This window comes from Nocardia sp. NPDC004860 (assembly GCF_040609015.1).
Lineage (GTDB): Bacteria > Actinomycetota > Actinomycetes > Mycobacteriales > Mycobacteriaceae > Nocardia.
Genome location: NZ_JBEXJI010000012.1, coordinates 185359 through 202197, shown reverse-complemented (window position 1 = coordinate 202197; position 16839 = coordinate 185359). Strand labels below are relative to the sequence as shown.

The window sequence follows — 16839 nt, the reverse complement described above, 5'->3', positions numbered from 1 at the left end:
CCTAGGGAACACTCCCGCACTCCACGAGAGAACAGGACGTTCGATGAGGATCAACCACGCAATCCGGATCGCCGCCGGAGTGGCTGCCCTGGCGCTCGCCGTCACCGCCTGCGGCGGCGGCAGCAACAAGACCGCCAGCCAGCACGCGGCCGACGGCAAACTCACCATCGGCATCAAGTTCGACCAGCCGGGCCTGGGACTGCTCAACAAGGACGGCAGCTACAGCGGTTTCGACGTCGACGTCGCCAAGTACGTGGCCGACAAGATGGGCGTGAAGCCGGAGAACATCACCTTCAAGGAATCGCCGTCGGCGCAGCGCGAGACGCTGATCCAGAACGGGCAGGTCGACTTCATCGTCGCCACCTACTCCATCACCGACGCCCGCAAGCAGAAGGTCGACTTCGCGGGCCCGTACTTCGTGACCGGGCAGTCGCTGCTGGTGCGGTCGGACAACACCGACGTCACCGGGCCGGAATCGCTGACCGGCAACAAGAAGCTGTGCTCGGTCAAGGGCTCCACCCCGGCACAGAACGTGAAGGACAAGTACGCCAAGGAAGTTCAGCTGCAGGAGTACGACACCTACTCGCTGTGCGTGGAGGCGCTGAAGTCGGGCGCGGTGGACGCGGTCACCACCGACGACATCATCCTGCGCGGTTACGCGGCGCAGTCGCCGGGCGCGCTGAAGGTGGTCGGCAAGACCTTCTCCGTCGAGAACTACGGCATCGGCGTGAAGAAGGGCGATACCGAATCGCGCGGCAAGATCAACGACGCCATCGACGCCATGATCACCTCCGGCGCGTGGAAGGCGGCGCTGGAGAAGGAATTCGGCAGCACCGGCTTCCAGATCCCGGAACCGCCCAAGGTCGACCGGTACTGATTCGCGGGCACGCCAGGTGATTTCACGTCTCGCGAAATCACCCGGCGTGCTTCGTCTTCCGATCGGAGGAATGGGGCAGTCGTGTTCGACTTGATCTCCAACTATCACACCAAACTGCTCGACGCGTTCTGGGTGACGATCAAACTGACGCTGTATTCGGCGTTCTTCGCGCTGATTCTCGGCACCATGGTGGCGGCCATGCGGGTGTCGCCGATTCCGATCGCACGCTGGATCGGCGCGTTGTACGTCAACATCATTCGCAACACGCCGCTCACGCTGATCATCGTGTTCTGCTCGCTGGGCCTGTACCAGACCCTCGGGTGGCGACTGGCGGCCGAGGGTCCGAACAGCATCGCGGAGAACAGTTTTCGCTTCGCCATTGTCGGATTGAGCGTCTACACAGCGGCTTTCGTGTGCGAGTCGCTGCGGGCGGGCATCAATACGGTGCCGTTCGGGCAGTCGGAGGCGGGGCGTTCGCTGGGGCTCACCTTCGTGCAGAATTTGCGGCTCGTGGTGCTGCCGCAGGCGTTCCGGGCGGTCATCGCACCGCTGGGCAGTGTGTTCATCGCCCTGACCAAGAACTCGACCATCGCGTCGGCCATCGGCGTCGGTGAGGCCGCGCTGCTCATGTCGGAGATGAACGAGAACGAGGCGGCGCCGCTGAGTGTCGGCGCCATCTTCGCGCTCGGGTTCGTGATCCTGACATTGCCGACCGGTCTGTTCTTCGGTTGGCTGGCCAAGCGATTCGAGGTAGCGCGATGACCGCGTCCGTGCTCTACGACGCGCCGGGACCCCGCGCGCGCCTGCGCTACCGCGTCTACTCGGTCGTCGTCATCGCGGCCGCGGTGGCGGCGGTCTGGTTCGTCTATCACGGGCTGGCCGACAAGGGTCAGTTCACCGCCGACAAGTGGAAGCCCTTCACCGAGGGCGATACCTGGCGCACCTACCTCCTGCCGGGTCTGCGCGGCACCCTCGAGGCGGCGGCGCTGTCGATCGTGCTGGCGCTGGTCCTCGGAATGGTGTTCGGCATTCTGCGACTGTCGGACCATCGCGCGGTGCGCTGGTTCGCCGGTGTGGTGGTGGAGATCTCGCGGGCCATACCCGTGCTGATCCTGATGCTGTTCCTGTTCACCCTGTTCGCCCAGCAGAACGTCTTCCCCTCCGACCAGCTGGCGCTCGCGGCCGCGGTAGCGGCGCTGACCATCTACAACGGATCGGTCATCGCCGAGATCGTGCGCTCGGGCATCCGGGCGCTGCCCCGGGGACAGACCGAGGCCGCCGTCGCCCTGGGCATGCGCAAAACCCAGGTGATGGTGACGATTCTGCTGCCGCAGGCCGTCACCGCCATGCTGCCGGCCCTCATCTCGCAGATGGTGGTGGCGCTGAAGGACTCCGCGCTGGCCTACCAGATCACCTACCTGGAAATCGTGCGCAGAGGCACGCAGCTCGGTGCGGCGGAAAAGAATCCGATCCCGTCGCTGATCGTGGTGGCCATCATCATGATCGTCATCAACTACGCGCTGACCGTGGTCGCCACCCGGGTCGAGAAGTGGCTGCGCACCCGCAAGCGCGGCTCCCGGGCCGTGCTCGCGGCCGGCACCGTCACCCCTCCCCCGGGCATGGATGTCCTCATCGCGGACCAGTCCGCGCCCGGCGTGATCGGCGACGCGCGGTCGGGGAACTGACCTCGGACCCCGGTTCGGGAGCCGTGCCTCCCGAACCGGGACCGGGCATTCCGGGAATGCTCAGCCGACCCGGGGACAATTGCTCCGTCCAGCTCGCATACTGGTCTTCATGAACGAAGACGACAGCGCCCGAAGAGAATTCGTCTTCGGGCTGTTCCTGACCACCATCGTCACCCCCCTCCTCGCCGGCCTCACCGCCTTCGCCGCCGTCATCGGCGCGCTCGCCGTCCACGAGGCCGCAGGCCGCCTCCTGGCCTCCCGCCGCGACAAACCACCCCACCCCTCCGCACCCCACATGGCCACCCCCCGCACCCTCCGCCACACCAACCACCGCCACACCCGCCGAGCCCTCTCCACCCGCCGCCCAGGCGGCGTCCTGCACTGAAGGCCGTCCGTACGGCATCCTCGAGCGCGACGCGATCCCGAATCCAGTTGTTCTCGCCCTCGTATGACTCTCATGTCCCTAGCCGTGCTTCGTGGTGGTTTCAGGTCACAGTGACCACATGTGTGAGGACGTGAGTACGGGGCTGTCGATTCGGCTCGGAACTCGGTCGTGGGGGGCCGATTGAACCGGTTCTGGGGCCGGCGCGTATTCCTCGGTGGGACGGGAAGACAGTTGTTTCATCAACCGGCTTCATCACACGAAGTGGGACGTCATGACCACCAACGTCACCGATAGCAACGTCAAGGATCCGGGCAAGAATATCGATTCCATTGGGGTCGATGTGGGGCTGCTGGTGTTACGGGTGTTCTTCGGGGGGTTGTTGTTCGTGCACGGCAGCCAGAAACTGTTCGGGTGGTTCAATGGCGCGGGCTGGCACCAGACCACCGCTGGGTTCGAGAAGATGGGGTATCACCCTGGCAAGGTGTTCGGCACGCTGGCGGGACTGTGTGAATTCACCGGCGGCGCGCTGCTGTTCCTCGGGCTGTTCACGCCGCTCGCCGCGGCGATCGCCATCGGCACCATGATCAACGCGATGAATGTGACCTGGCCTCACGGGCTGATGGGCTACGAGAGCGCCCTGCTGTTCGCCGTGGCCGCGCTGACGCTGGCGATCGCCGGACCGGGCCGATTCTCCCTCGACCACAACCGGCCATGGGCGCGCCACGGCGTCCTATGGGGCGCCGCCGCCCTCGCCCTCGCCGTGGTGGCCGCGGTGATCACCTTGGTCATCAAGTGGTCGGGATAGGCGCCGAGTTCTCAGATGGAGTCGAGATCGGCCGAGAGCACAGTCAGGCATCGAATCCATTGGCGGCCAGTTCGGATTTCACCACCGAGGAGGCGGTGGATTGGCTGAAACCGCGGCGGGCCAGGAGACCGACCAGACGGCGGATGGCCTTGTCGCGGTCCAGGTCCCGGGGCAGGGTGCGGAGTTTGGCGCGCACCAGTTCGGCAGCACGATTCTGCTCGTCTGCTGGCGAGTCGGCCTCCGAGGTCTTCTCTCCGGAGTCGCTTTCGCTGAGGGTGCGACCGCCCAGCACGGCGCTGCCACGCGGCCCGGCCTTGGCGCGACGCGGCGGCGATGAGGCCACGCCTTCGGAGTTCTCGTCCTGGCCGTCGGAATTCTCCTCGCGATGAGCGTCGGTCCGCCCGTTCACGTGGAGTGCACCCATCGCTGCGAGCTCCGCCGTCACCACCTGATATGCGGTGCCGGGACTGTAGCCGCGCCGCGCCAGCATACCGACCAACCGGCGGGTGGCCGTGTCGCGGTCGAGTCCGGGCGATAGGGTTCGGAGCTTGGCGCGGACCAGTTCGGCCGCGGAATCGGTGTCGTCGGCGGCGAATTCGCGGCGGGATGAGGTCGGCTTCGCACGCGCTGCAGGGGCGGACGGAGCGGGGACGGACGAGGACCGGGTATCGGGTGGCTGTTCCTGGGCACGTCGCGTCACGAGCGCGGCCATTTCGCCCGTCACCACCGCATAGGCGGTGCCCGGGGTGTAGCCGCGGCGTGCCAGCATGGCGACCAGACGACTGATCGCCTTGTCGCGGTCCAGGTCGGGGGACAGCGTGGTCAGCTTCCGGCGCACCAGCTCCCCGGCGCGGGCATTCTCGTCCTCGGCGGTCACCGACTCGAGCGCCGGCTCGGCGTCCTCCGGCGCAATGCCCTTGCGCCGCAATTCGTCGGCGAGAACCTTCTTGCCCTTACCCGAGTAGGTGTGCCGCGACCGCACCCACTGCTGCGCGAAGGCCGCATCGTCGATCAGCCCGACCTCGGTCAGCCGATCCAGCACCCGCTTCGCCACGGCAGCAGTGAAACCCCGATCCGCCAACCGATCCGCCAACTCGGCCCGGCTCCGAGCCCGATCGGTCAGCAACCGCAGGCACACGTCCTTCGCCTGCGCCTCGGTCCCGCCGCCCCCGGCACCGACCGATCCCCCCGGCTCCCCTCCGGATTCCGAACGCCCACGACCACGTCCACGCCGCCGCCCACCCCGACCGAACTCATCCCCCCGATCAGCCGAGACTTCCGAACCGGCATCGGCCGAATTACCACGACCGCCGTCGTCGTCACCCCTCGACTCGCTTCCACGCCTCGGCTCATCTCCACGTCTCGGCTTCGCTTTCGCGGCCACGACCGCATTCGCCTCGGCCAACGCTGCCCGCGCCGCCGCCAGCCTGTCCCCCGGAACACCGCCGACCGAGTTCTGGGCCGTACCACCGGCAACCCCATCCACAGTCGCCGGCGCGCAGTCACCGAGCCGGCGCTGGCCGGAGTCCGGCCCGGCGTCGAGCTCGTTCGGTCGAGCCTCACCATGCGCCGCCCGACCGAGACGTGCGGCATCAGCGGCATTCGCCTCGGCCCTGCGGCCACGGATCGGCCAGGCCGATTCGCCCCGCAGCGTGTCCTCCCGGCTGTCGGTGGCCGAGATCGGTTCCGCGGCTGGGTGGGTCGAAGCGGGTGGGACCGAGTCTTCGTGGATATATGCGGCAGAGCGGATTCCGCCATCACCGGGGGCAGTGGGCGCTTCCTCTGGCCACTGCCCCGGCACGCGGCGGCGCCCGGTGGGCGAAAGGTAGTGAGGGCGGGAAGAATTCGAGGCGGCAGACTCGGGGCCGATGGCCGAGGCAGCAGGCGGTTGTGGCCGCGATGGCTCGGAGAGCTCCGGTCGGTGCGACGGGTGCGGCTCGGGTGTGGTGGTCGCTTCGTCTGTGGTGCGCCAGGTGGAGTGATCGGTGTCCGGCGAATTGTCTTCGGGGACAGGGTGATAGAACGCAGCGGGGGTGGATGGGCCGTAGTGCCAGGTGCCGACGCCGGTGGTGTAGGGGTCGGTGGAGCCGAAGAGGTCGTGGCCGGGCTCGGGGGTTCGGGGCCTGGGAGCGGTGGGGCGGCGGCCGGCCTTGCGGGCGGCGGAGGACTCCAGTTGGCGGCGGAGGCGTTCCACCGCGTCCAGGCGAGCGGGCCCCGGCGAATCAGGCCGGGGCCCTTCGGGTTCCCGAGGGGTCATGGGTCAGAAGTCGGCGGGGGCCTCTTCGGCGGTGACGTCCGCGCCGATGCCGAGCTTCTCCTTGATCTTCTTCTCGATCTCGTCCCGGACATCGGTGTTCTCGAGGAGGAACTTGCGGGCGTTCTCCTTGCCCTGGCCGAGCTGGTCGCCCTCGTAGGTGTACCAGGAGCCGGACTTGCGGATGAAGCCCTGATCGACACCCATATCGATGATCGAGCCCTCCTTGGAGATGCCGATGCCGTAGAGGATGTCGAACTCGGCCTGCTTGAACGGCGGGCTCACCTTGTTCTTGACGACCTTCACGCGGGTGCGGTTACCGACCGCGTCCGAACCGTCCTTGAGGGTCTCGATGCGGCGGACGTCCAGGCGGACCGAGGCGTAGAACTTCAGCGCCTTACCACCGGTGGTGGTCTCGGGGGAGCCGAACATGACGCCGATCTTCTCGCGCAGCTGGTTGATGAAGATGGCGGTGGTGCCGGAGTTGTTGAGCGCGCTGGTCATCTTGCGCAGCGCCTGGCTCATCAGGCGGGCCTGCAGACCGACGTGGCTGTCACCCATCTCGCCCTCGATCTCGGCGCGCGGCACCAGGGCGGCGACGGAGTCGATGACGATGATGTCGATGGCGCCGGAACGCACCAGCATGTCGGCGATTTCGAGGGCCTGCTCACCGGTGTCCGGCTGGGAGACCAGCAGCGCGTCGGTGTCGACACCCAGCTTGCGCGCGTAGTCGGGATCCAGCGCGTGCTCGGCGTCGATGAAGGCGGCGACACCGCCGGCGGCCTGCGCGTTGGCGACCGCGTGCAGGGCGACGGTGGTCTTACCCGAGGATTCCGGACCGTAGATCTCGACGATGCGGCCGCGCGGCAGGCCACCCAGGCCCAGCGCCACATCCAGCGCGATGGAGCCGGTCGGAATCACCGAGATGGGCTGACGCGCCTCTTCGCCCAGACGCATGACCGCGCCCTTGCCGAAGCTCTTCTCCACCTGCGCGAGCGCGAGCTCGAGCGCCTTGTCACGATCGAAAGCCTGTGGTGCCATCGTCTGATCCCCTTCTCAACGGGTGTGTCTCATGCTGTGGTTGGCGCCCACGTTAGAGGGCGGCACCGACAAGTTCCGACGACGAGCTTAGACGAACAGGTGTTCGATGCAAGCGACGCGCTGGACGACACGCGAAACACCTGGTGGCAAGCATTCGGCAATCAGGGCAGCACCGCGAGCTTCTGCGCGTCGACCAGCGTCTGCGACTGCTTGAACACCCGCAACGCCGTCGTCACCTCGATATCCCGGATACCGGGCAACGCACCGAGCCGCTCGGTCACGTAGCGGTACAGATGGGCATTGTCCCGGCAGACCAGCGACGCGGTCAGATTGGCCGGCCCGGTGATCGCCGCCAGATAGGCGACCTCCGAATGCTCCGAGATGGCCTTGCCCACCTCCTCCATCCGCGCCGGATCCACCCGCATCCACAGCACCGCGCGACACGTGTAACCCATGAGCTGCAAAGCGAAGTCGAGGTCGAAGTAGAGCACGCCGGACTCGATGAGCTCGCTCATCCGCCGGGCCACCCGGGTCGCGCTCCAGCCGGTGGCGGCCGCCAGCCGCGCGTAGGGCGCGCGCCCGTCCCGAGCCAGGATGGCCATCATCGCCTCGTCCTCACGCGACAGCGTGACCTGGTTTTCCGGACCCACGGGCTCCCACATCGGCGGCCGCGGGCCGAGCTCGCGCAGCTGCTCCGCGGTGAAGAACCGGTCATAGCGCGGCCACTCCTCGGGGAACGGAAACTGCCGCATCACCTCGTGCACCGTCAGCCCGACCACCGAACTGGCGCGCGGAATCACGCGCAGCAGCAACTCGTCCCGCCGCTCGATCGATCGCGTGCGGCCCGCGCACATGATCTCGAAACCACTGGTCAGCAGCGACACCCAGCTCAATTCCGGTACTCGCGCGAGAGATTCGGCCAGGGCGACGGCCTTGGCGGGCGTCGAGGTGATGCGCATGACCCAGCGCGGCTGCCCCAGCGGCACCGTATTCACCTGGCCCGCCACATGAATCATGCCGCGCGTGCGCAGTGACCGATACCTCCGCGCCACCGTCTGCTCGGAGACGCCGAGGATCGCCCCCAGCCGCGCGAACGGGATGCGCGCATCGGTGACCAGACCGTGCACGATCTGTTTGTCGAGCACGTCCAGAACGGAGGAATCATCCAGCTCTTCCTCGAACATAGGAGGAATCTACCGCATCGAACCGGATAGCTAGGTGGATCCAAGCGACTATCCCATGCTTGGAGACGAAATCGTTCGTTCTCTGGAGGTTCTCATGCGGAAGTGGTTGCCCCTCTTCGCCGCGTGCCTGGGCTCACTGATGCTGCTCATCGACGTCACCATCGTGAATGTGGCGCTGCCGGACATCGCCGCCGACCTGGGCACCGGCCTGTCCGGGCTGCAATGGGTCATCGACGGTTACGCCCTGGCGCTGGCCGCACTGCTGCTCATGCTCGGCTCGCTCGCCGACCGATTCGGCGCGAAACCCACCTATCTGATCGGCCTGGCCCTGTTCGCGGCCGCCAGCCTGGCCTGCGGTGTCGCCGGGTCGGCGGGCGTGCTGGTGGCGGCACGCGCGGCGCAGGGCATCGGCGGCGCGGCCATGCTGGCCACTACGCTGTCGCTGCTGCACGCCACGTATACCGGTCGTGATCGCGGCGTCGCCTTCAGCGCGTGGGGCGCGGTCTCGGGTGCGGCGGCCGGTATCGGCGTGGTGCTGGGCGGCGTGCTGACCGATCTGCTGTCGTGGCGGTGGATCTTCTTCGTCAACCTGCCGATCGCCGCGATCGCGATCGTGTTGTCCGCCTTGGCGTTCGGACCGTCGCCGCGGCACGCGGACCGGCGCATCGACGTCGGCGGGATGCTGAGTTTCACCGTCGCGGCGACAGCCGTCACCTACGGCATCATCCGGGGCGGCGAGCACGGCTGGGGTGATCTCGGTTCGGCGGTGGCACTGATCGCCGGCGCGTTCTCGCTGATCGCGTTCATCGTGCTCGAATCCCGCAGTGCGGCACCGATGTTGCCGCTGCCCCTGCTGCGCAGCGCGGGCTTCACCGCGACGCTGATCGCCGCGGTCGGCATGAGCTTCGCCGCCTTCGCGTCGAGCCCGCTGGTGTCGCTGTGGCTGCAGCAGTACCTGCACCTGACCCCGCTGCGGGCCGGGCTGTCGATGCTGCCGATGTCGGTGTGCGCCTTCCTGACCTCGGGCATCTTCGGCCGGTTCCTGCACGAGGTGGCGCCGAAGTGGACGATCGGCGGCGGCCTGCTGACGATCGGCGCGGGCAGCTCCCTGCTGACCCTCATCGACTCCGGATCCTCCTGGACCGCCGCGATTCCCGGCTTCCTGGTGATCGGTGTCGGCGTGGGCGTGATGGCTCCGCCGCTGATGGCGGTAGGCATGGCCGCCGTCCCGCCGCGCCAGAGCGGCACCGCCGCCGGTGCGATCAACACCGCGCGGCAGCTGGGCCTGGCGCTGGGAGTCGCGGTGCTGGGCACCGTCTTCCGCAACACGAGCGATGCGCATCCGACGACTCACGGCTTCGTGGACGGCCTGAACTCTGCGACGCTCACTGCGGGCATCTTCGGAATCGTCTCAGCCGCAGTGGTTTTCGCCCTCTACGCCCGCGCCTCCCGCCCCACCTTCGAGACCCCCGTCCTCGGCCCGCCCGAGCCCGCGGCGGTCGCCTGACCGGGAAATCGAGATCAGGGAGCTCTCACGGTGGAATTCGCCCGAATTCCCCGCAGTGAGAGCTCCCTGATCTTGTCGTCACCGGAGGGGGAAGCCCAGGGCGTCCTCGTCGGGGGTGCGGGGGCCGAAGATGCGGCGGTCGGACTCGGCGATGGGGACATCGTTGATGCTGGCCTCGCGGCGGGACATGCGGCCGTCGGGGGCGAATTCCCAGAGCTCGTTGCCGTAGCTGCGGTGCCACTGGCCCTCGTCGTCGTGCCATTCGTATTGAAAGCGAACGGCGATGCGGTTCTCGGTGAAGGACCACAGGTCCTTGCGCAGGGCGTAGCCGTTCTCCTTGGCCCATTTGCGCTTCAGGAAATCGACGATTTCGGCGCGGCCGGTGAGGAATTCGTCGCGGTTACGCCAGACGGAGTCCTCGGTGTACGCCTGGGCGACCGTCTCGGGATCGCGCGTGTTCCAGGCGTTTTCGGCAGCGCGGACTTTGAGCTCGGCGGATTCCAGGTCGAAGGGAGGCAGCGGAGGACGCATGAGGGAGACCTTTCGAATGGATGCGGGTGGGTGGGCGCCTTGCCGGTGCGCGACACGGCGTGTGGGTGGTGGACGGGTGCAGGACCGGTGGATGCGGGCAGAGTCGATGACCGGGGACGGAGTTGCGAGGCAGCACGGCGGACGCGCACGGTATCGGCTAGGGGTTGGCCGGGGACAGCTCGGGTTCGCCCCAGCGCAAGGGTGTGGCGTTCGTGATTTCGACGACTTCGGTGAGGGTGAAGTCGATGGCGCATTGGGCACCGGCCGTGAAAGCGGCTTCCTCCCAGGTGATCTCGGCAGTACCGGTGAGTTGCAGGGTGATGCCGGTACGCCAGTCGGGAATCAGGAGGCCGCAGCGCGGGTCGGCGGCGATATTGCCGAGGGTCATGAACATGGAGTTGCCACGGTAGTCGGGCCAGCGCAGGCGAGTCGGGGAAAGCACCTGCAGGAAGCCGGGATTGCCGCCGCGATGGGACGCGTCGGCATTGCCGTCGACATCGGCGGACGCGATGAAGAACGCGTCGGCGCGGGCGATGAGCTGCCGCTGAGACTCGTCCAGCGCGCTGGTCCGGCGCACCGTGGGAGCCCCGCCCGTCGCCCACTCCTCGATGCCGCGGCGGGAGATGTACTTCGGGCAGTTCGAGTACACCTGCTCGGTATCGATGTGCAGCCCGGTCGCGGTGGGTGCGATCACGCCATTGACGCGCATCCGCCGCCGCAATTGCGGCTGTAACGCGATCATGCCGACATGCCGTGCGCCGCAGAGCGATTCGGCGAGGGGGTCACCGGCCACCGGCCGCGCGTCGACCTCGATCGCCCGCTCCCCGGAGGCGTACACGAACCCGGGCGGCCCAGCCAACTGCCCCGCCCACATCCGACCACGGTCGTCGGCAGCGGCCACCACGATCATCGGCTGCTCCGCCAGGAATGCCGCAGCCGCGGCCGGAATATCAGCGCGAATCATCCGCCCGACCCGCTGAGCAATATCCTCCTGCCCCATGCGCCGCTGCACGGCCAATTCCCCAGGGTGATAGCCGATCCCGCTCGCCGGCACGGCACCGCCCTTCGGCATGGCGCGACCGGCGGTCACCGTGTCGGTGGTCGATCCGGGCTCGGAGGCCTGCGCACCGGGCTCAACCGTGGTCGATGCCTTGCCGCCGTGGTGCGCATCGCGTGTCGAGACGGCGTTCATGTGAGCTCCCATCGGGCCGCCTGCGGAGGTGACCGTCTTCTCGGGTGAAATCTGGTGCTGGTGGCGGTATTCCGGATCAGAAGAAGCCGCAGGTGGGGGCGGCGCCGGAGGGGGCCGGGGCGTGGTCGGCGCCGGCGGGGGCGTAGATCTCGAGGCGGATGCCGTCGGGGTCGATGAAGAAGATGCCGCCGGAGGAGGCGCCCTCACCATGGGCGACCACGCCGTCGTGGGCGAAGACGACATTCAGGGCCTTCAGGGCGGATTCCACCTCCCGGACCTGGTCGATGGTGTCGACCTGGAACGAGAGATGGTGCAGGCCGGGGGTTTTGGCGGAGAACTCGCCGTCACTCTGCTGCCAGAGGGTGACCTGGAGTTTGCCGTCGCGGCCGAGGAAGGCGAAGCGCTGGGCGCCCTCGCCGCCGGCGCCGAGCTGTTCGAAACCGAGGGCGCGGCGGTAGAAGTCCACCGAGCGGTCGAGGTCGGTGACATTGAGGCCGATGTGCCCGGTGGCGAGAACGGGTGCGGTCATGGGAACCCCTTAGGAAGTTTTAACCATCATAGTTCGTTTGACAGGTTAGAAACTACGGCGGCGGACGCCTATCGTCAACCCCTATAGTTGTTTTTGCCGGTTAGAAAGGAGTCGTCAGGCCGATGCGCGCAGTACGGCGGTTACCCTCAGGCGTGCCAGAACCACGCCCCCACCTCGGTGAACCGCTCGCCTTGGACCTGCTCAACACCCGCTGGATCGCGGCGACGGGACCCCAGGACCTGCTCACCGACGTGTCCGGGCTGCGCGAGTGGCTGGCCGGCAACGACCTCGACCTGCCCGCGGACGAGGCGACGCTGCACGCGCTCGTGACGACCCGGGAAGCGATCCTGCGCGCGGTCCGAGGTGAGACCGCCGACGACCTCAATACCGTCCTGGCGCACGGCCGCATCCGCCGCGCCCTCACTCCGGACGGCCCGGCCGCGCTCCCCGAGGTCGCCCAGCCGACCTGGCTACCCGGCTGGCTCGCCGCCGACAATCTGCTCCACCTGCTGGCGAGCACCCCGGACCGCATCAAGCAGTGCGCGCACCCGCAGTGCATCCTGTACTTCCTGGACACCTCGAAGAACGGCACCCGCCGGTGGCACTCCATGGCGGCCTGCGGCAACCGCGCCAAGGCCACCCGGCACTATGCGAAGAAGACGCAGGCGGAGTAGGCGAACCCGCTGCGGCTCAGAACAATTCGTCGAGCAAGCGGTAGTAGGCCAGCCGCGGCATCGACGAGCACCAGCATGTCGTCCTCGAAGACCGCGATCTCCGGCACCGCCATCGACCGCTCCCCCAGCCACCGATACCGCGGAAACTCCGCCACCGCGACCGCGCCACGCTCGACCCAATACGTTCCATTGGCCCGCACGACCCCGCCACTGGCCGCGCCCCTCGTGATCGTCCGACCACGCTGGATTCGGCCCGAGCAGCTCCGCCACGCGCGGCGGCGGCCGCAGCCTCACGCGGATCTGCTCACCATCGCGACTTCGGCACGTCGAATTCCGCGCACAGCGCCCGCCACACGTCGCGGGGATCCACCCCCGCCTCGATGGCCTGAGCCCCCGTCCGCCCCATGGACGGCAGTACATGATCGGTCAGCAGCACGTCTCCCCGCGCCGTCCCGAACTCGGTATGCAACAGCTCCTGGAACTCCGTCAACCGCACGGCCGCGAGCCTACGCCACCGCCCCGCACCCGGGCCAAACCCAGCCGTGCCCGGTCACCCGCCTCCGACCACTGCCGCGCGGTGCCTGCGGGGCAAGGACGAACCCCGGTAACAACTGTTGCGGCGACGAGCCAAATCTCGACGTTGTCAGGCACCACCGCTGCACCGTGGCGATCGAGTGAGCCACGGCAGTCGTCACCGCCGAAAGCCAGACGACGGGTAGAGAGTTCGACTACCGCGCGTCCAAAGCAGGTCTGACGGAGTAGGCCGACAGGGGACTCCGGTACTACCAACCGGCGTCGCGAGCAAAGGTCAGGCGGGTGGGGATTCGACGGCGGCGTGGCAGATTTCGACCGGGTCGGTGACCACGGTGATGCCGGTGGCGGCGGAGTGGGCGGCGGTGGTGTAGGCGGGGTCGTCGAGGATGCGTTTGACGGCGTCCCGGACGGCTTCGGGGGTGACCGGGCGGACCAGGATCGAACTGCCCTGGCGGGCGGCGCGATTGGCGAGTTCCCACTGGTCGCCACCGCCGGGGACGGTGACGAGGGGGACGCCGGCCAGCAGGGATTTGGCGAGCAGGCCGTGGCCGCCGCCGCCGATCACGACCGAGGTGTGGCGCAGGATCTCGTCCTGGCGGCCCAAACCGGCTGTGGCCCAGGGCGGGAGGTCGGCGGGCGGGGTGTCGAGCATGGAGACGGCGACCCGGACGCCTGCGCCCTCGAGTGCCTCGAGGGCGATCTCGGCCAGGCCCGCGGTGCCGGTCTGGGCGGTCGAGGGGGCGACCATGACCAGGGGGGCGTCACCGGGCGGCAGGTCCAGGATGTGGTCTGTGGGCTCCCAGAGCAGCGGGCCGACGAGGTGCGCATTGTCCGGCCAGTCGGGGCGCGGCACCTCGAGGGCGGGCAGGGTGGCGACCAGGCGGGCGGTCGGGCCCGGGTCCTCCGGTGGCAGGCCGATACTGGCGCGGGCCTGCTCGCGTTGCAGTTCCCCGCGCCGGATGGCCCGCGACGTCAGCCCGCGCAGGACCGAGTCTCGGGCGCGCCCGCGCATACCCTCCCCCGCGGCGAGCCCACTCCCGATGGGCGGCAAGCCCTTCGACGGCAGGTACAGCGGGTGCGGCGACAGCTCCACCCAGGGCAGCCGCAGCCGCTCGGCCGCCATCCCGCCCCCGACGGTGAGCACGTCCGCCACCACCAGTTCCGGCAGCATGGCGCTCAGATCGGGCAGGATCTCGGTCGAAATGTGCGCGGCCCTTTGATGAATCCTGGCGCCCGCGTCACTGTCGTCGTCCTCGGCCCGGGGTGCGAGGCCCTTCAGCCGCCGCACCCCGATCCCGGCCTCCCGGGCCGCGTCGAACCACCGCGGGCTGGTGAACAGCACCGGCTCATCGCCCGCGGCCAGCAACCGCTGACACAACGCCATCGCCGGAAACGCATGCCCCGGATCAGGCCCGGCCACCACCGCTACTCGCACGGCCCCAGGGTGCCACACCCGACCGACGCCCCCGGCACCTTCACCCTCTGTGGTGGTCCGTGTCACTCGACCGCACCAGGTCACCCGGTATCACCGCATGACTCGACGACACCGAGGCGACTCACCACCCGCCGCACCCAGCGACGCCGGGCCACGCCACCAACCCCGCCACGCCCAGGCGGCACCGGGCGCTCCGCTACATCGCCACGCCCGGCGATGGACCGGCCGTGGCGCCCGGTCGCTCAGCCTGCGAAGTGGTAGAGCTCGAAGGTCAGGGCGTGGGCACCGGGGACGCCTTCCTTGGGGCCGGCGGTCATTTCCAGGACGGCGCGGGCCTGGGTTTCGGCCGGGTCGGGGCTGAGGGCCTCGAGGTAGCGGCGGTGGGCGGTGAGTGATTCGACGGCGGTCTCGAAGGTGTCGGTGACGTCGAGCCCGTGGCTGCCGTCCGGGACGCCGTAGACGGCGGCCCAGCGTGGCGACCAGGCGGGCAGCTCGGCGAGCTCGGGGTGGATCCATTCGTTGCCCGCGTCGGACACGGCGTCCAGGGCGGCGCGGCCGACGGCGCGGTGGTCGGCGGAGTTGGCGTAGCCGCGGACCCAGGTGTCGCCGAAGTTGAACAGCACCACCATGTCCGGGCGGTGGCGGCGGATGGCAGCGGCCAGATCCCGGCGCAGGGCCAGGGATTCCTCGATCCGCCCGTCCGGGTGCCCGAGGAATTCCACCTCGCTGACGCCGACGATCTTGGCCGAGGCCCGCTCCTCGTCCTCCCGCAGCGGCCCGCACTCGGCCGGCGGCAGCCCCGCGATCCCCGCCTCGCCGCTACTCACCAGCACGTAGCGAATGTCCTTGCCCTGCCTGGTCCAGCGCGCGACCGCGGCGGCCGCACCGTATTCGATGTCATCGGGATGCGCGGCAATGACGATCCCGCGCTGCCAGTCCTCGGGAAGCTGCTCCATATCCTGCATTCAACACCAGCCGCCACCGCCCATACCTGGCCGACGCGAACTTCGCACCCACCCGCCACGCCGGGGCGTCACAGCATGGCGAGTACGCCCTCGAAGGCCGCTTCCGCCGCCCCGAGCAGCTTCAGATCCGGGCCCAGACGCGACTTTTCGATGCGAACCCCGCCGAAGGCACGGCTCACCATGCTGCGGCGGTGGACCTGATCGCGGACCCGGTTGATGGCCGGTTCGGGGAGCGCGGTGAAGAGGTCGCCGAGCACCACCAGTTCGGGCCCGAGGATATTGACGACATTGACCAGGCCCAGGGTCATCCAGTCGAGGTAATCGGCGAGCCTGGTTTCCCAATCACTGTGCAGCTCACGGAGTTCGGCGACGATCGCCCCGCGCGGGCCGTGCTCGGGCATGCCGAGGGCGCGGCACAGCGCGGCCTCGCCTACCTCGGTCTCCCAGCAGCCTTCGTTGCCGCAGTAGCACTTTCGCCCGCCCGGCCGCACCGTCATGTGGCCGATCTCGCCGAGGTACCCCGCTGATCCGCGCAGCAGCTCGCGCTGGGCGATGAGCCCGCCGCCGACCCCGACATCGGCGGAGACGAAGACAGCATCGGCGGCCGCGCGTCCGACACCCCTGACATGCTCTGCGAGCGCACCGAATTCGGCGTCGTTGCCGACGGTGACGGGCAGGTCCAGCACCGCGTGCAGCCGCTGTCCCAGCGCCACCTCACCCCAGCGCAGGTTGGCGGCATTGTGCACCAGGCCGTCCGCGCGCCGCACCACACCGGGAACGCACACGCCCGCCGCCACCGGCCGCAGGCCCAGATCCTCGGCGAGCATGGCCGCCGATTCCGCGACGTGGGTGATCACCTCGTCCGGTTCCCGTTGCCGCCCACGCAGATTCCAGCTGTTGCGTCCCATGACCTGCCCGCCGAAGCCGACCAGCGCGATCCCCACGTGCTCGACCTGCACATCCACCGCCAGCACCACCGCCGCCTGCGGTTGCGGCAGCACCAGCAGCGAGGGCCGCCCGGCGCCGCGCGCCAGCCGCGGCACCTTCTCCTCCACCACCCCGTCCTCGGCGAGCCCGTCGACGAGCATCTTGATGGTGGACCGATTGAGCCCGAGCTCGACCGCCAGCGCCGCCCGGGTGGCGGGGCCTCCGATGTGTAGCAGCCGCAGGAGGCTCGACCGGTTGAACCGGCGCACCTCGTCCGGTCGGGCGACGGTCATGGACCCGGTAATACCATTGCG

Annotated in this window: 17 protein-coding genes and 3 pseudogenes; 7 read left to right on the top strand and 13 right to left on the bottom strand. The window is 68.8% G+C overall.

Going from position 1 to position 16839, the window contains the following annotated elements:
- The first annotated feature begins 43 nt into the window (after positions 1-43).
- The 5 genes from ABZV44_RS22975 to ABZV44_RS22955 all read left to right on the top strand — a co-directional run bounded on the left by ABZV44_RS22975 (position 44) and on the right by ABZV44_RS22955 (position 3752).
- Entirely contained in the window at positions 44-877 is an 834-nt protein-coding gene (locus ABZV44_RS22975) for a glutamate ABC transporter substrate-binding protein (RefSeq protein WP_354839620.1), read from the top strand.
- A gap of 81 nt (positions 878-958) precedes the next feature.
- Positions 959-1639, top strand: coding sequence for an amino acid ABC transporter permease (locus ABZV44_RS22970; RefSeq protein ID WP_354839617.1), 681 nt, complete (start codon positions 959-961; stop codon positions 1637-1639).
- Positions 1636-2562, top strand: a complete 927-nt coding sequence (locus ABZV44_RS22965; protein ID WP_354839615.1) for an amino acid ABC transporter permease — start codon at positions 1636-1638, stop codon at positions 2560-2562. The genes ABZV44_RS22970 and ABZV44_RS22965 overlap by 4 nt, the downstream gene beginning before the upstream one ends.
- A 109-nt stretch (positions 2563-2671) precedes the next feature.
- Positions 2672-2947: a hypothetical protein gene (locus tag ABZV44_RS22960; RefSeq protein ID WP_354839613.1), complete on the top strand. Its 276-nt coding sequence runs from the start codon at positions 2672-2674 to the stop codon at positions 2945-2947.
- Between the two features lie 271 nt (positions 2948-3218).
- The gene (locus tag ABZV44_RS22955) at positions 3219-3752 is read left to right on the top strand and encodes a DoxX family protein (protein WP_354839610.1); all 534 of its coding nucleotides are present in this window, start codon (positions 3219-3221) and stop codon (positions 3750-3752) included.
- Between the two features lie 43 nt (positions 3753-3795).
- Here the strand turns inward: ABZV44_RS22955 and ABZV44_RS22950 are convergent.
- The 5 genes and pseudogenes from ABZV44_RS22950 to ABZV44_RS22930 all read right to left on the bottom strand — a co-directional run.
- Positions 3796-3975: pseudogene (locus tag ABZV44_RS22950) on the bottom strand (RecX family transcriptional regulator); the annotation flags it as partial.
- A gap of 198 nt (positions 3976-4173) precedes the next feature.
- Positions 4174-4338 (bottom strand): annotated as a pseudogene (locus ABZV44_RS22945) (recombination regulator RecX); the annotation flags it as partial.
- A 117-nt stretch (positions 4339-4455) separates the two neighbouring features.
- Positions 4456-4917, bottom strand: a pseudogene (gene recX / locus ABZV44_RS22940) (recombination regulator RecX); the annotation flags it as partial.
- 1095 nt (positions 4918-6012) lie between these two features.
- A complete protein-coding gene (gene recA, locus ABZV44_RS22935; protein ID WP_354839607.1) occupies positions 6013-7047 on the bottom strand; it encodes a recombinase RecA in 1035 nt (344 codons plus the stop codon).
- A 161-nt stretch (positions 7048-7208) separates the two neighbouring features.
- Positions 7209-8231 (bottom strand): Lrp/AsnC family transcriptional regulator, encoded by a 1023-nt coding sequence (locus tag ABZV44_RS22930; protein ID WP_354839604.1) that lies wholly within the window; start codon positions 8229-8231, stop codon positions 7209-7211.
- A gap of 94 nt (positions 8232-8325) precedes the next feature.
- Between ABZV44_RS22930 and ABZV44_RS22925 the strand changes: the two genes are divergently transcribed.
- Positions 8326-9738 carry an MFS transporter gene (locus ABZV44_RS22925; protein ID WP_354839601.1) on the top strand — a complete coding sequence of 471 codons (1413 nt, stop codon included), beginning with the start codon at positions 8326-8328 and terminating at the stop codon, positions 9736-9738.
- 78 nt (positions 9739-9816) lie between these two features.
- Here the strand turns inward: ABZV44_RS22925 and ABZV44_RS22920 are convergent, their stop codons facing one another.
- From ABZV44_RS22920 to ABZV44_RS22910, 3 genes are all read right to left on the bottom strand, one after another.
- Positions 9817-10269, bottom strand: a complete 453-nt coding sequence (locus tag ABZV44_RS22920) for a nuclear transport factor 2 family protein (protein WP_354839598.1) — start codon at positions 10267-10269, stop codon at positions 9817-9819.
- Positions 10270-10426: 157 nt separating this feature from the next.
- Positions 10427-11308, bottom strand: a complete 882-nt coding sequence (locus ABZV44_RS22915; RefSeq protein WP_354839738.1) for a pyridoxamine 5'-phosphate oxidase family protein — start codon at positions 11306-11308, stop codon at positions 10427-10429.
- A 229-nt stretch (positions 11309-11537) separates the two neighbouring features.
- On the bottom strand, positions 11538-11990 hold the full coding sequence (locus ABZV44_RS22910; protein ID WP_354839595.1) for a VOC family protein: 453 nt from the start codon (positions 11988-11990) through the stop codon (positions 11538-11540).
- Between the two features lie 152 nt (positions 11991-12142).
- On the opposite strand from ABZV44_RS22910, the gene ABZV44_RS22905 reads away from it, so the two are divergent.
- Positions 12143-12664, top strand: a complete 522-nt coding sequence (locus tag ABZV44_RS22905) for a CGNR zinc finger domain-containing protein (protein WP_354839592.1) — start codon at positions 12143-12145, stop codon at positions 12662-12664.
- Here the strand turns inward: ABZV44_RS22905 and ABZV44_RS22900 are convergent.
- From ABZV44_RS22900 to ABZV44_RS22880, 5 genes are all read right to left on the bottom strand, one after another.
- The gene (locus ABZV44_RS22900; protein WP_354839590.1) at positions 12637-12864 is read right to left on the bottom strand and encodes a hypothetical protein; all 228 of its coding nucleotides are present in this window, start codon (positions 12862-12864) and stop codon (positions 12637-12639) included. The genes ABZV44_RS22905 and ABZV44_RS22900 overlap by 28 nt on opposite strands.
- Before the next feature lie 104 nt (positions 12865-12968).
- The gene (locus ABZV44_RS22895) at positions 12969-13160 is read right to left on the bottom strand and encodes a DUF3046 domain-containing protein (protein ID WP_040859434.1); all 192 of its coding nucleotides are present in this window, start codon (positions 13158-13160) and stop codon (positions 12969-12971) included.
- Positions 13161-13472: 312 nt separating this feature from the next.
- The gene (locus ABZV44_RS22890; RefSeq protein WP_354839587.1) at positions 13473-14633 is read right to left on the bottom strand and encodes a nucleotide disphospho-sugar-binding domain-containing protein; all 1161 of its coding nucleotides are present in this window, start codon (positions 14631-14633) and stop codon (positions 13473-13475) included.
- Positions 14634-14875: 242 nt separating this feature from the next.
- Entirely contained in the window at positions 14876-15589 is a 714-nt protein-coding gene (locus ABZV44_RS22885) for a PIG-L deacetylase family protein (RefSeq protein WP_354839584.1), read from the bottom strand.
- Between the two features lie 77 nt (positions 15590-15666).
- Positions 15667-16818, bottom strand: a complete 1152-nt coding sequence (locus ABZV44_RS22880) for an ROK family protein (RefSeq protein ID WP_354839581.1) — start codon at positions 16816-16818, stop codon at positions 15667-15669.
- Positions 16819-16839 lie beyond the last annotated feature (21 nt).